This window comes from Pseudoalteromonas sp. OANN1 (assembly GCF_024124685.1).
In the GTDB taxonomy this organism is placed as follows: Bacteria; Pseudomonadota; Gammaproteobacteria; order Enterobacterales; family Alteromonadaceae; genus Pseudoalteromonas; species Pseudoalteromonas piscicida.
On sequence record NZ_JAMXSE010000006.1, the window covers coordinates 42055 to 56612 of the forward strand.

A 14558-nucleotide genomic window follows, 5' to 3' on the forward strand; every position below is an offset into this window, starting at 1 on the left:
AAATATGAGTAGGAAGTGATGACGCCAGTTTTAATCATCGACGACAACCCTGACGTGCGAATGTCAGCCACCATAGTGCTACAAAGTCATGGTTTTATGAGCCTTGAAGCTGCACACCCAGATGAAGCCAAAGCTTTGTTATCAGAGCAGCCTGTTGCGCTTATTTTGCTTGATATGAACTTCAATAGAGATACCACCTCAGGAAAAGAAGGACTGCAATTTCTTAGTTGGCTGAGACAAGCGCAAATAAGTGTGCCTGTGGTGGTTATTACCGCATGGGCCAAAGTTGAGCTTGCGGTCCAAGCAATGCAGCTGGGCGCATGTGACCTTATTGAAAAACCTTGGCAAAACCAGCGACTGCTGAACACTGTTAGACGCTACACCAAAAGTGCTGAAGCGCTATCGTCATCACATGAACCACACGCAGGCAATAACGCAACCACTCAGTTATTTCAGCAAGCTCAGCGCGTTGCAAAAACCAATGCCAATGTGCTTATTTTGGGAGAAAATGGCTGCGGAAAAAGTCAGTTGGCTAAATATATTCATGATACTAGCAGTCGCTCTGAGCACGCTTTTGTGAGCGTAAATATGGCCGCTATTCCAACAGAATTATTTGAAAGTGAGTTATTTGGCCATCGTAAAGGCGCATTCACCGATGCAAAAGCAAACCGCACTGGGCGGTTTGAAATGGCTGAAAATGGCACTTTGTTTTTAGATGAAATCGGCAGCTTGCCGCTGCCACTTCAGGGTAAGCTATTACGCGTGCTCGAAACGGGTGAATATGAAGTCGTGGGAGATTCTGAAACGCGCCGCAGTAACGCGCGGATTGTTTCTGCCACTAATACGGATTTGTCAGAAGCGATTAACGCAGGGCAGTTTCGTCAGGACTTACTTTATCGCTTAAATACGGTGGTGCTAAAGGTACCGCCACTCAGAGCGAGATTAGCAGAGCTGCCAAACTTAGCTGCCCATTTTTTAACGAAACACACTAGGTGCCATGGTAATGATACCGGACGGGAGCGCACGCTAACCACTGCGGCGCTAGACAAATTATTAAGTTACAGCTGGCCTGGCAATATTCGTGAGCTATCTCATGTCATTGAACGAGCGGTGATCTTAGGACTTCAGCCTGAAATAACTGCGGATGATATTGAGCTTGAGGAAGGTGTACCAGAGCAAGAGATCCCACTTTTGAGCCTTGAAGAAGCCGAAAAACGCATGATTGCAAGAGCGATCCGCCATTTCGATGGCAATGTAGTGGCCGCTGGAGAGTTTTTGGGCTTGAGTAAATCTGCAATTTATCGACGCCTAGAAAAGCATGATATTAGCCCAAAGGCAGAGCTTGATGGCTAAGCTGGCATCACTTGAGCATAAGTTATTGGTGGGCTTTGCGATACCTATAAGCACACTTACTATGCTCGCGCTTGGGATGATCTGCTATTTTGAGCTTACGCTGTTAAGTGCAATCACTTTGTTGCTCGGTGTGATGATCCCCTCTGTATTCGCACTGAGTTACGGTTATCGGGCAGTAATGCAGGTGCTTGAAAATTTGGCTGTCCAGTTGGATGGTGTAACCAACGAGGAGTTTGGTGTATGGCAGTTAGCGCAATACCGCAAGGGTCGGGTTGAATTGCTCAAGGCTGAGCTCAAAGAAGCTGCCAAGCGATTACAGCAAAAGCGTCAAGAATATGGTCAGAATGAAGCTTTTGTATTTAATTTTATGAGCGAACTCACCCTGCCAATTGTGGTACTTGATGCGCATCATCATGTGTATTTTGCCAATCATGCCATGAATACAGTGTATCCAGAACAGGTGTTACATGGTGCACATGCTAAAGCTCTGGCGCTTCAGTATGTGGATGAACAATGGCAGCATACGCAGCACATCTCTCGATTTAGCATTGCGGCTCATAAACTATATCGGGGGCAGCGAGCCTATCAATTATTGGTGTTTTTCTCGGTGGAGCAAGCGCTGCGAGATAATGAAAAGCAGGTATGGCAAAAGCTACTATCGGTACTCAATCATGAAGTGCGAAACGCCTTAACTCCGGTGTACTCAATGGCGCAATCCCTGCAACAAGATGGCAATATCATTTCACCTGAGATGCAGCAAACTATGCTCGGTGTAATAGAAAGTCGTGCAGCTCATTTACAGCAATTTGTTGCAAACTACGCACAAGTAGCGCAGCTTCCACCCGTTGATATGCAAAACATTGAGGTGGAGTTGCTGGTATCGCGCTGGCAAGCTTTATTTCCCAGTGTTGAGATAAAGGCGCTTAATAAGGGCTTGGTTTATTGTGATGAAGCTCAGCTAACGCAGGCTATGATCAACCTTGTCAATAATGCTGAGCAAGCAAATCAATCTGCGGGGAATGATGGCATAACACTAACCATAGATAGACCAAAAAATTGGCGCTTTACCCTAGAAGATAACGGCGCTGGTATCGCCAATCCAGATAACCTTTTTGTACCATTTTATTCCACTAAACCAAATGGCTCGGGTATCGGCTTGGTGTTGAGCCGGGAGCTTATTCGTAATCAGCAAGGGGAATTGCATTTAGCGAATTTATCGGACAATAAAGGGGCTCAAGCTGTGGTTACTTTGCTTTCGCGTTAATAATAAGTGGTGATAACTTGGTCGTTATCACCACTTGGCAGGTCTAATCGTCGAGTGTTTTTTTAATGAACAGACCCGCCATAGAGATATCAGTAGAATGTGTCATGGGCGCATTCTCAAGTCCCACAGCGCTTAACACGCCATTTTGAATGGTTAAGTCTTGGAAACTGGCGGAACGTGCGGTGCTAGTGGTTTCAACAGCAATATCGGCTAGGTTTTCAAGGTTGATTTCCCCAATAAACGCCTTGCTATGTTCAACCCAGCTATTTGTGTCCACTTGTACACCACCAGTATGGCCGTACACAAATAATGTGCCGTTGCTGATATTTACTCCACGTAGCACATCTTCTTTATCTAAGTCATACCAATAACGCTCGGCAGCCCTTTCACCATGGTAAACTTTTACTAAACCAATATCCCATTCGCTTGAATATCTTGTTCTACCCGTTTTGCTGCGACGTGCCGATACACCAACAAATACACTGTCTTGATGTACTTGAACACCCTCCACTAACGATGAGTCAGTATCACTGATAAATTGTTCATTGAGTTGTTCACCGTCTACATTAAAGGTTTTTACAATCATGTGCATCGCACTTTGATCCGTGTTATCGGGTATCGCATGGTTGGTCGAAAATTTATGATTGTAGGCAGGAATTGCATCAGTACTAATATTTTGCACTGTGTATAAAAATCCGTTCTCAGAGAGCGCCATTTCAATTGCTTCAGAAGCACGCGAGCTGTTAGCCCAGTAACGAATATCAATCAGCTTTTGCCACTTAAGTTGGAGGTTTACGTCGTATTTCGCAATCTTTTGACCTCCGTTGTTATAACTGACGTACAAGTTGTTGTCATGGCAGGAGAATTTTACATTGTTAAAGCGCCACCATGTAATGCTAGTTTGCGTGTATGGAATTTCACTCAATGGATTGTCTGTCGGAATAATAGTGAATGGCTTTTTAAGCCAAGCACTCTTATCAGCTGGGATATCATATTTAACGTCCATTGATAACGCCTTCATTTCAGCACTTTGTAGCAAAGTCCCAGAGCCATCGTAGCGTTCAAGTTGTACACTGAACTGATCAGTATCTTCACGTTTAAATCGGCCTATGGCATATTCTCCTGAGTCAAAAACACAGGCATCAACAAATCCTTCTTGCGTTTGTTCATATTGATAAGTTTGGCCATCTAGGTTCGTGATCGCATAAAAACCTTCTTTATTACCTAGTTCTTCAACACTTGATGTTTCTCCGAGCACTAATAGTTTGTTGTCTTTTAAGTTGAAGACGCGCTCCAAAGTCGTGGTGTAACCCAAGCTGCTCGAGTAAACATGATTGTTTTGGTCCAGTGCCGTGATATTGAGTTTGTTTTCTGTGGGAGAGGGTGGTGGCGTGACCGTTTTGGGGGGTGGTGCTTGGTCTTGTAAGTCAGTTGAAGAGCCACCGCAACCAGTTAGTAGGGTAATAGTTGCAACCGCAATAGTTAATCCTAAACGCATAGTAAAATCCTTTCAAAAGTGAATCAAAGAAGTAGAGGTTACAAAATATACTAACTTAGGAACAAAATAGAGTTGTAAAAGAATGTTATCGTAGCGGGATTTTTTGTTATGCCGGTTTTTGTGCGTCAATTTCATCAACTTCGCAATATTTGAATATTTATCTTTGTTTGGAATTTGTAACCTCTCCATATAAGTAGTTTTATCTTGCCATGTTATGGCAACTGAGGATTAGTTTACATGAAAGATAAAAATCAATTAGGGCTTGTGCAGCTCGCCGAGATGCCCATATTAGCGCTGTTTATTCGAACCTGTATTCCCATTTGTATCGGTTTACTCGTTGTGGGTTTATATGCCTTGGTCGACGGCTGGTTTATTAGTCGCTATGTGTCAGAGATGGCATTTGGCGCTGTGGCCATGGTTTACCCGCTGCAAGTGTTAATGATAGCGCTAACCGCTATGGTATCTGCAGGTATGGCGGCCACAATTACAAGATTAATCGGTGCAAAGCAAATGGATAAAGCCGCGGAGGTTATCGGTCATGGACTGATAATTGGCGGTATAGTTAGCGTGGTATTCTTGATACTTGGTTGGCTTTATCCACTTGAGCTTTTATCACTTTTGCAAGTGGAAGCGGTTTTTGTAAAGGATGCGCTTAGCTACTTACAGCCGTTATATCTTTGTGCCATTAGCGGAGTTTTATTGCCAATTGTGGCTGATATGTTCCGTGGTCAGGGTAAACCGCAGTTGATGATGCTGTTGTTATTAGTCTCGGCTGTGTTCAATATACTGCTTGATTATCTATTTATCGCGCAATTTGGTTTGGGGGTTGCAGGTGCGGCATATGCGACAATCGCAGCGCAATTGGGGGCTTTGGTTATTGCGCTTCAGCTCAAAAGAAAGCGTACTGACTTGCTTGCGATTAAGGTGTGTTGGAAACCTCGTGCTTGGCTACCGATCCTCGCAATCGGTATGCCTATCTTAATCACGCAATTTTGCCTTGGCGTGCAAACTGCGGTGGTTAACTGGCTGCTGTTGTCTTTTGCAAACGAAAATTGGGTAGTAGCCCACGGCATGCTGGGACGTATTATTAATTTCGCAATTCTACCCGCGATTGCAATGTTGATCGCATTTCAAACTATCGTCGGCTATAACTTAGCGGCAGGACATAGTGGGCGAGTAAGAGCGTGTACGCGTATTGCTTTTTTAGGTATGACAGGATTTGTGCTGTTATTGACGCTAGGGTTGATGGGATTGCCGAGGCTATGGCTGAGCCTGTTTACCGAGGCGAGTGAATTTCTCGAAATAGGAGAGCGCGTTTTTCGCTCAGCACTTTGGGGGATGCCGCTGTTTGGCGTGGTAATTTTAGCGTCTGGATTTTATCAAGCAAAAGGTGATGCCAAACGCGCTTGTTTTTACAGCGCCTTGAAGGTGATGTTTATTCTAGTTCCATTAATCGTTATTGCACCGCACTACTTTGGCTTAAATGGTGTATTTATGGCACTTGTAGGGGCCGATTTTATAGCGGCAGGGTTAACACTTAAACTGTGTTGGCGGCACTATCAACAAGCTAAGAGCCAATCGGGAGAGATACAGCTTGCATCAATCAACTGAGCAAAAGTTAAGCGCTGAAGAGATATATTTAGGGCGGTTACAACCTGTCATTGAATGGGTGCATAGCAATCCAGAGTCGCCGCTTTCATTACAGCAAGCGGCGAGCCTGAGCCATTTTTCTAAGTTTCATTTCCAGCGCATTTTTGCAGCTGTGATTGGTGAATCTTTGAGCCAGTACACTAATCGCGTGAGGTTGGAGCGCGCGGCCAATATGCTGTTGCTAGCCGAAGAGTACAGTGTGACAGATATTGCGCTACAGTTTGGTTTTTCTGGCAGTGCAAACTTTTCGCGAGCATTTAAAGAGCACTTTGGTGTGACTCCTTCAAGTGTGCGAAAAACAGAACAACTACGTAAGCCGGTGGCAAAAAATAACATTGAGCCGGCACTTAACACGACACAACTTACCCGGATACACGCTTTAAGAGCTGAGCGACACAGTGTTATTCAGCCGGTTAAACTACACTCTATTTCACAGCTATCCTTATGTACTTTACGCGCGTCACAAGGCTACCAATTGCAAGGAATAAGCGCCTGTTGGCAGCAGCTTGCAGCGTGGGCTAGTGCACACGGACTGGATTATAGCCAAGTACAAAAGTTTGGTTTTGGTCATGATAATCCCGTTTTTACGCCACTAGATAAAGCGCGTTACGATGGCGCAATTGTGATTAACGATGAGTTAAAATCTGCGGTGACTCGGCCATATAAATTCAATGTGCTCAGCGCGGGAATATACGCAATTTTTGATTACCGTGGAGCAATTAAAGACTTGTTGAGTTTCCAATTAGATATTTTCGCCAAGTGGCTGCCACAAAGCGGATACGAGCCAGAAGATGCGCCCTTAATAGAACATTATCCGGAAGTAATTTCACAAGAAAATGAAGGCTCGCCAAGTGAAAAGGTGATTGCGCTGGAAATTTGGTTAAAGGTCAAGCCGCTAAAATTCAAATAAAATTAAATTGTTAAAATACTTTATTGGTGTTTTTTTTAAACTTCACAATTCGCCCACAAACTTTAAGCATGATCAACCGTACACCAAGCGGGAGATTAAAAAAGTGGTTGAACTAGAGTTAATTCGAGTTGATAAATACAGTGAGCAGACTTTTACACATTTGCTAGAAGCGAGTCATTATCAAAAGCAAGTGGGCTCGTTTGAACTGTGTAGCGCAACCAATATCGCCTATCTTTTTTATGCAGATGGTAAGCTGGTTGGCTTTACCGTAATTGGTATTTCAAACCGCCGAGAGTTTGAAGTCAGTGCGCTTTATATTACTCCTGCCGAGCGCAGAAAGCGTTACGCCACTGAGTTTATGGCACACATTTGGTCGGTATACAAAGGCCGTTGGAAAGTGCGTATGCAAGATAAGATTGAAAGTTCGTGCGGTTTCTGGCGCAAAACCTTGGCTGACATGACCAATCAATCGCAACCGCATGGACGAGAAAGTGAGTATGAACACGCTTTTGCAGTTTAGTACCACTCCTGCTTTTCTAGCCAAAATGCACGGCCAAAACCGCCTACATATCGAACCCTAGCCACTTCAATTCGCCATAGGTGAAAGTCACCGAGCATGGCATATTGCTGAGCTTTTTCGTGCTTTATTACGAATTGTGCAATCAGGTTTTCGCTATCCACTCTTGGTAGTTTGTGTGCATGCCCAAGAATAGTAACTCGCGGATTTTCAACATCTTCAACCGCGCCATCACCAAGCACCATAAACGAAAGTGCTGGGTGTTTGGCTAAATTCTTGGTGTGCTGGGCGATATCACTAATAAAGAAGTAAAAGTGATTATCTTCAAGAAAAACATACTGAGCGATAGAAGAAAAAGGAAAGCCTTTTTGATTGTTAGAGAAGGTAGATAAAAATGCGCTCCTATGGCTTTGGCATAAGGCCTTTGCTTCGTTGATTGCGGTTTCTCTCATCTTGTTATGCTCTTAAATAATACATCTTCTAACTGTTATGATCGTTAAAACTAAAAATAAAATCAAAAACTAAGTAAGCAAAACCGCAAATTTGAAGCTACCTTTTTAAAAGGTATGTTGGTAATTTTTAGAGTATTTACTTGGTTTTTTATCTCGTTTGTAACATAGTTTGTTTACTCAAAATAGAGCAATGACATTATGCTAAGTAAACTAACAATAAAACAAAAAATTACTTTAGGCTTTAGTGCATTAGGCGTGCTGCTGTTACTTGCGTGCGTGCTTGCCTATTTAGCATTGGCGCAAATAAAGTCTGCTAATCAAAATATGGGGCAAGTCACTTTGCCTATTCAGCGCAGTGCTGACGCCTTGCAACTTGAGCAGCTTAAGCTCAGCAAATTGATTTCCCAAGCTTATACCCTCGAAAGCGAGCAAGATATTAATCGGGCTCGACAGCAATTTACCACACAGCAGCAACTGTATGTTGAGCGTCAGCAACACTTAACGTCATTGACGCAAGCCATGCCTGAATTTGTCACACCATTAAAGCAAACTCTGGCGCTGGGTGAGCAGCTCAGTCGTGCCGCAGAACAAATGTTGCAGGCCAAGGCTGATGTTGTACAAGCGCAGCAACGGATCCAATCACAATATCAAGCACTGAAACAGGATAAAGAACAGGCCAGCAATGCCATGCTGGATCTTGAGTTAATCGAGACAGACAAAACACGGCAGTTGGAAGAAATGGTCGGCACCGGCGTTCGTATTGACGACATGTTGTTTACCTTGGAAAACAACAGTCAGCGGATCAGCGGATTAACCCTCGAGCAAGTAGAGCAACATCAGCAAGACATGCTGTTCTTGTTAGATAATATTGAAAATAACTTAACGTTTTTGAAGCGCCAAGCCTATGGCATGGATGCAGATGATTTGTTAAATCAGTTTAGTGAGGGTATGACTAAGCTCAGAGAAAAGCTGGGTGAGCCTGGTCATCTTTATGTTGCGGTACAAGAGAAACTGCGTCAGCAGCAACAAGCGGCGATGTTATACAAGCAGTCAGAGCAGCATGCGTTTGCCATTTTAACTGAGCTTGAGAAAATGCAGCAAAGCGCTAATGCGGCGTTTAATCGTTCTCAAAATAATGCTGAAACCCTTATCGAGCGAGCGCAAAATACCGCCATTTTATTGGTAATTGTCTTTATTGCTTTAGGTGCGTTTATCTCGGTTTCAACCAGCCGGGCAATGCTTGGGCCGTTGGCTGCGGTGAATAAAATGCTCAAATACCTTGCTGCTGGAGACTTTTCGAAACAAATGAGTAAGCGCAGTGATGATGAATTTGGTCAGTTAATTGATAATATCAATCAGGTTAAAGACAATCTTCGTGCTTTGCTAGAGTCAATCAATAACCAAGTTCATGAGTTAGAAGGACTATCGGAATCATCATTAAGCGAAAGTAAACAAATAGCCAATAATGCGACCGAGCAAATGCGCCGCATGGATAATGCCAATCGCTTAGCGCAAAGTATTTCAGCTAGCGCTTTGGCGGTTTCCGAGCGTTCGTCAGAAAGCCTCGCGAGCATCCATACCGCTAACCAGCATAAAACAGAGGTCAGTAAATACACGCAAGACAACAAACAACATATTCTATCGCTCAGCACTCGTATGAGTGAAGCGGTAGAGAGTATGAGCAAATTGACCACACATAGCGAAAACATCGGCAGTATCTTGGATACCATTGTATCTATCGCTGAGCAAACCAATCTGTTGGCGTTAAACGCAGCAATAGAAGCAGCCCGCGCAGGTGAGCAGGGAAGAGGGTTTGCTGTAGTCGCCGATGAGGTTAGAACGCTTGCGTCTAGGACGCAAGAGTCGACCAACGAAATTAACCAAATGATCGCAGCACTGAGACAAGATACACATACCGCCTCTGAGGCCATCAATTCCGGCCAGCGTGATGTTGCCTCATGTGTTAAACAAAGTGAGGCACTAGCCAGTGCCATGGATGAAATTGCCAATGCTATTTTACAGGTTACGCAGTTAAGTGAAGAAGTGAGCCAAGCAGCTGATCACCAAGCGACGGATTGTCAGCAAATTGAGCAGGTGATGCTAGATGCGCAAAGTACCGCAAACGATAATGCTCAGGCGATGCAAAGCTTGGCGAAAGGCAGCGAGTCGCTCAGTAGCTTCTCGCATCGCCTAGCCACTCTCGTGGAGAGATTTAAATTGTGAGGCGTTCTCTAAATTAACTTTATATTTAGTCATGTTGCTTATTCTTAAAAGACATATGGATAGTATGCGCTATTGAAACTTTGGAATAACAATCTTAATATTATCGGAAGTGTAATTTAGTTTGTTCTATTGCATAATATTGGTTAAAGAATGGGTTGTGCTTGTTAATATTTCTGTTATATTCATCCGCATTATTTGATTTGGGGTGTATATGCAGCATCGTAGTCCAGCAACAAATAGTTTCCAAACAATATTAAATGAGATTGGCTTAACGAGCGAAGTGAATCCCAACAAACGTCTGGAAGACAGTATTCCGTTCTCCATTTTTACCGATCTTGCCTTATCGCTAAAGCTTGATAAGTTTGATTTAGCGAAGGCGATGGGTATATCACCATCAAGTTTGATAGAAATCGCGCAGAATAATAAGTTTTCTCGCTCACAGAGCCAGCGTTTTTATAAGATGATAATGGTGCTTGATGAAGCTTTGACGCTTTTCGAAGGAGATTGGGATTCTGTTATCTTCTTTGTGAATAATCCAGCGATATGGCTTAACGGAAGAAAACCGCTTAGCCTATTTGTGAACAATGAAGGTGTTGCGCAGGTTTCAAGTTTAATTAAGCGTCTAGAACACGGCGTAATATAGAGTAAAACTTGGCTTGCAAATAGTGCCAATTCGCTGAATTTAGTAATCTATTTTGAGGCGAGAAACCTTGTCGATAACACCCTCTAACGCGTCCTGCAATCGCCAAGGTATCTGCATCCATGTAGGCAAGGTGGAAACTTTGCTATTTAGTTACTCTAGATAAGAAGTTTTTAACGCAGTTAGCGCTAAAACTGTTTGCTAGAAAGGCATTAATTATCCGAAGCACAGGTTACTTAGTAACGCTTTGATGGTCTGGAATAAATATAAGACATCACTGCGATCTTTATACTGCCAACTACACAGGCCAGCCAAGCCGCTGGGGAGAGCAAAATAAGTAAAGCATAACTTGCAGCCATGCCCAGTGTTGCCATGATTTTGGCCTTAAGTGGAATAACCTTATATTGCTTCCATTGCGTTAATGAAGCGCCGAACCTTGGGTGATTTAGCAGCCACAAGGCCAGCTTAGGAGAAGCTTTTGAAAAGCACGCCAAAGCCAGAATAAAAAATACAGTGGTTGGCATGACGGGCAAAACAATACCAATAACACCGAGGGCTACAAATAGGTATCCGCATAGCAGTAGGGCTATTTTTTTATAGTTGGCTAAGGCGGCTTTAAACATCATGAATAAACGTGTGCCTGGAATGCTTGGAAACGGGTGAACGCCTGGCGAGCACCTTCAATTAGCGCTTGTTCTTGCTGTTCGCTTAGTTCAATTGAGTCTATGATTTGCACAAGCTCTCGCCAAGCGCTGCCACGACCAGCTCCTGGACCTGCTAGATATCGAGCGCCGTGCTGCGCATCAAAATTGAGCTTGGCCCCAACTTGTTTACCCAGCATGGCTGCACCTACCTTTGAGCCCTCGACTACATATAGCCAGCCGAGTGCCGAAGCGACATCGGTATTGCTGCTTACTTCTGGCCTTAAATAGGGATCAGGGATGGTGGTTTCAAGGTCGATAAAGTCTTGTTCAAGCAAACCTAAGCGGCGACGCGCGGCCAAATCAGGAATAAGCGCTAACAACTCTGGATGTTCATATAGGGCGCTCACATCTTTTAAAAAATAAAACTGTAGTCGTAAGAAATCGAGATAGCTTTGTGTATTGGCGAATGGGTCTTGCGCCATAATAGATTTGTCTACATTGTCGTGGGTATCTGCAGTTGCATGTTTTAAGTTTTGCGCTCGAGAAGGTGCAGAGGTAACGGTAGTCATTGATGCTCCAAGGTGATGTAAAAATATAGCGCTGTCTTTAAGCAAAAGTACAGCGCGTAAGTGTTTATTAAAGTTTGAGTTCTAAGCCAATTGAAATGGTTTGGCCAGGTTCAGGCATCGCAACGATTGAGCCGGTTGAAACCTTATACTGATCGGTCAAGTTGGTGATCGCTAGGTTGCCTTTGATGCTGTCGCTAAAGATATAATCAAGGTAAAAGTCGAGCTGATAGCCTGCTGGAATATACTCAAGTGCAGTTACCCCAGTCCCTGCCAAAAAGCCACCTGGATGATGTTTCTCAGAGTGCTTTTTGTAAGTAAAACCCGTATCAATTGTGTCGTTAAAGAGTGTCATACCAAGCGTTGCGATATAGCTTTTTTCAGGCGGCACACGAAGCGGTGTTAAACTCCCCGCGAAGCCAGTGGAATTACAAGTATCGACACCTACAGCTTCAGCCATTAAGCGCGAGCACATTTTGACGTCGGTGTACTTTGTGTAAGATAGCCTGCTGTAAAATAAGTCGCTTTGGTAATGAAGACCAAATTCCGTGCCAGGCAGTTCAAACTTATCATAGTTGGTAAAAGTGAACTTTTGATCCCATGAAGGTGCATCGGGTTTAGGTAAGAAGCCCGTAGCCAACATACTTTCAATATTAGTGTAGAAGTACTCCGCCGAGATAATTAGCTTATCCCCGTGATTGAGTAAGTTGCTAAAATCACTCTCAAAACCAATATCATACGATTTCGTTTTTTCGGGGGTGATCGGGTAATCACTGGAGTAAGAAAACACCTCATTAGAAACCGTTGTTTCGTACAGGTTTGGCATACGATATGCGTTGCTATATTTGGCTTTAATGGCAGTATTATCAAGCAGTTGATAATTTGCTTGTACGGTCACATCGGCTTTAGCATCAAATGTAAGCTTTTCTCCTGTTTGATAGTCCTCATTCACCGAGTCGTGAAGGTTTACGTTCAGTGCAAGCTCTACTGGTGCAAGATCGATATTGGCATTGGCAAATAACGCTCGTTTTGTTTGCTTACCGTGTCGTGAAGTTGACTTTAATTTGAAATCATCAGAGTGCCATGGGCGCTTAAAGTTGTTTTTCCAGTCTCTATGAGGCGACAACTCTTCAGCCTGCCAAGATAGCCCGTACGTCAATGTCACAGGCGTATTTGCAAGCGATAATGCGGAGGTATTAAATACACTTACCCCGTGGCGTTTGTTGTTAAAACGGTGGAAGTATTGCCCTGCATTTTCACCTAGGTTACTGCCAAGGGCATTGTACTGTTGTAACCTCGCGCTGGTACGCCAAACGTTAACACTGAGGTCGACTAATGAGTTATTACTTGGTAAAAAGCGGTATAGTGCGCTAGTACTATTGACCAGAGCAGAGCCCGGAGCCCACTGCGGCATAGTTTCTACGCCTTCAGGAATTTCTTCGGACATCCATTGCTCTTGGCCATGCTCATCGATCACCTTCCAAAACTTGGTGTCGCCGGCTCTTTGTTTGTACCAGTAGGTGGCCAGCATTTCTCCTGCTTCTTGTTTATGGTAACGTGTGTTCACCTCTAATGATTGTTCGTCCGTAAATGCATAAGTTAGTTTGGCAAGATATGAGTCGCTTTCAAAGCTTGTATTGACGACTTCGCCATTTTGGTTAACGGGTGGTGGGATCAGAATGACTTCTGTGACTTCATCATACTGTTTTCCATGCTCGGTTGAAGGCACCCAGCGAATGTACTCTTTAGACTCAACGAAATCGTTAAAGCCATTTTTTCCGGCAAAGTAGTTACCGACCTTTTTCTTACTGTAAGCCAGCACCGCTTGTAAGTTATCCTGTTGGTAGGCGGTTGCTAGCGTAAATCCACCGCCTGCAAAATCGAGCGTGTCATTGTGGTTGCTTACCTCGTAATAACTTTGCAGGCCAAAGCTTTCAGGTACTTCAGGTGTTCTATTGTTGTTATGCGTATTAACCTTAACCAAAGCGCCATAACGCTTACCATCTTGGAGAATATCTTGCGTGCCTAAGGTGCGGATATTGACTGTTCCGCCGATTGCGCCAGAGCCAAATGGTGATGCTTTGGCCGATGCGCCTTTTTCAACATTGACCGAGCTTATCAGGTTTGAATCGATATAGGTTCTATCCGACGAGCCCATATAGCCGCGGTTTGTGTGCGTTGATTGCAAACTGCCATCGATGAAAATTGGTACTCGTCCTTCGCCTTGGACTCCACGAATACCGATATCAAGCGCACCAGCTTCGTTTCGAATATTGTTTGCCTCTATACCTGAAAACGTTGAGAAAATATCCGAGTTAGATAAACCTTTGGTTCGAGCAATCTGTTCACGATTAAGATTGAGTTTATCGCCTTTGACAGTGATGACTTCAATATTATCTTGCGGATTTGGTGTTTGCTTGTGCTTAGCCTGAGTGTTATTGGATTGGCCTTTTGCTGGCGTTAACTCGCTAATCGCCGCTTTAATAACGATGTTATTGTCGATAATACTCGCCGTTAGCGGACTACCTTTCAATGTACGCTCTAGTGCCTCGGTTAAACTTACCTCCCCTTTGAGTGCTGGGGCTTGCAGGCCATTTAATAGTTTCGCATCGGCAATTAGATTCATACTCGCAGCCTCAGCTACCTGCGTTAAGGTATGGCTAATAGGTTGCTGCGCAAGATTAAATTGATATATAGCAACTTGACTCTGCGCGGTTGCAGGCAGGCTCAGGCTAAGCCCGAGTGCAAATGCTAAGGGAGTGAGTCTTGTGTTTAAAGCAGTGCGAGTTCTCATTATGATGCGTCCAAATAAATTACCTAAGATGAAAACGAATGAGAATG

Annotated in this window: 12 protein-coding genes; 7 read left to right on the plus strand and 5 right to left on the minus strand. The window is 43.9% G+C overall.

Features of this window, described 5'->3' with window-relative positions:
* Window positions 1–18 precede the first annotated feature (18 nt).
* Window positions 19–1353: a sigma-54 dependent transcriptional regulator gene (locus tag NH462_RS07305; RefSeq protein ID WP_017218994.1), complete on the plus strand. Its 1335-nt coding sequence runs from the start codon at window positions 19–21 to the stop codon at window positions 1351–1353.
* Complete coding sequence (locus tag NH462_RS07310) at window positions 1346–2617, plus strand: HAMP domain-containing sensor histidine kinase (protein ID WP_253105172.1); 1272 nt, start codon at window positions 1346–1348, stop codon at window positions 2615–2617. The genes NH462_RS07305 and NH462_RS07310 overlap by 8 nt, the downstream gene beginning before the upstream one ends.
* 43 nt (window positions 2618–2660) lie before the next feature.
* Here the strand turns inward: NH462_RS07310 and NH462_RS07315 are convergent, their stop codons facing one another.
* Window positions 2661–4115 (minus strand): hypothetical protein, encoded by a 1455-nt coding sequence (locus NH462_RS07315; RefSeq protein WP_253105174.1) that lies wholly within the window; start codon window positions 4113–4115, stop codon window positions 2661–2663.
* A 237-nt stretch (window positions 4116–4352) separates the two neighbouring features.
* Between NH462_RS07315 and NH462_RS07320 the strand changes: the two genes are divergently transcribed.
* From NH462_RS07320 to NH462_RS07330, 3 genes are all read left to right on the plus strand, one after another.
* Window positions 4353–5726, plus strand: coding sequence for an MATE family efflux transporter (locus NH462_RS07320; protein WP_253105177.1), 1374 nt, complete (start codon window positions 4353–4355; stop codon window positions 5724–5726).
* Window positions 5710–6675: a helix-turn-helix domain-containing protein gene (locus NH462_RS07325; protein ID WP_253105179.1), complete on the plus strand. Its 966-nt coding sequence runs from the start codon at window positions 5710–5712 to the stop codon at window positions 6673–6675. The genes NH462_RS07320 and NH462_RS07325 overlap by 17 nt, the downstream gene beginning before the upstream one ends.
* A gap of 103 nt (window positions 6676–6778) precedes the next feature.
* The gene (locus NH462_RS07330; RefSeq protein ID WP_223229711.1) at window positions 6779–7195 is read left to right on the plus strand and encodes a GNAT family N-acetyltransferase; all 417 of its coding nucleotides are present in this window, start codon (window positions 6779–6781) and stop codon (window positions 7193–7195) included.
* Here NH462_RS07330 and NH462_RS07335 read toward each other — a convergent pair.
* Complete coding sequence (locus NH462_RS07335) at window positions 7192–7644, minus strand: pyridoxamine 5'-phosphate oxidase family protein (protein WP_010369480.1); 453 nt, start codon at window positions 7642–7644, stop codon at window positions 7192–7194. The genes NH462_RS07330 and NH462_RS07335 overlap by 4 nt on opposite strands.
* 198 nt (window positions 7645–7842) lie before the next feature.
* Between NH462_RS07335 and NH462_RS07340 the strand changes: the two genes are divergently transcribed.
* Both NH462_RS07340 and NH462_RS07345 read left to right on the plus strand, forming a co-directional pair.
* Window positions 7843–9867: a methyl-accepting chemotaxis protein gene (locus tag NH462_RS07340; protein WP_253105182.1), complete on the plus strand. Its 2025-nt coding sequence runs from the start codon at window positions 7843–7845 to the stop codon at window positions 9865–9867.
* A gap of 211 nt (window positions 9868–10078) precedes the next feature.
* Window positions 10079–10510 (plus strand): antitoxin Xre/MbcA/ParS toxin-binding domain-containing protein, encoded by a 432-nt coding sequence (locus tag NH462_RS07345; RefSeq protein ID WP_010369474.1) that lies wholly within the window; start codon window positions 10079–10081, stop codon window positions 10508–10510.
* 233 nt (window positions 10511–10743) lie between these two features.
* On the opposite strand, the gene NH462_RS07350 is transcribed toward NH462_RS07345, so the two are convergent.
* The 3 genes from NH462_RS07350 to NH462_RS07360 form a co-directional block, all read right to left on the minus strand.
* Complete coding sequence (locus NH462_RS07350) at window positions 10744–11133, minus strand: YbaN family protein (RefSeq protein WP_010369471.1); 390 nt, start codon at window positions 11131–11133, stop codon at window positions 10744–10746.
* The gene (locus NH462_RS07355) at window positions 11130–11720 is read right to left on the minus strand and encodes a biliverdin-producing heme oxygenase (RefSeq protein WP_010369468.1); all 591 of its coding nucleotides are present in this window, start codon (window positions 11718–11720) and stop codon (window positions 11130–11132) included. Before NH462_RS07355 ends, NH462_RS07350 begins: the two co-directional genes overlap by 4 nt.
* Before the next feature lie 67 nt (window positions 11721–11787).
* Entirely contained in the window at window positions 11788–14511 is a 2724-nt protein-coding gene (locus tag NH462_RS07360) for a TonB-dependent receptor (protein WP_253105185.1), read from the minus strand.
* Window positions 14512–14558: the final 47 nt, after the last annotated feature.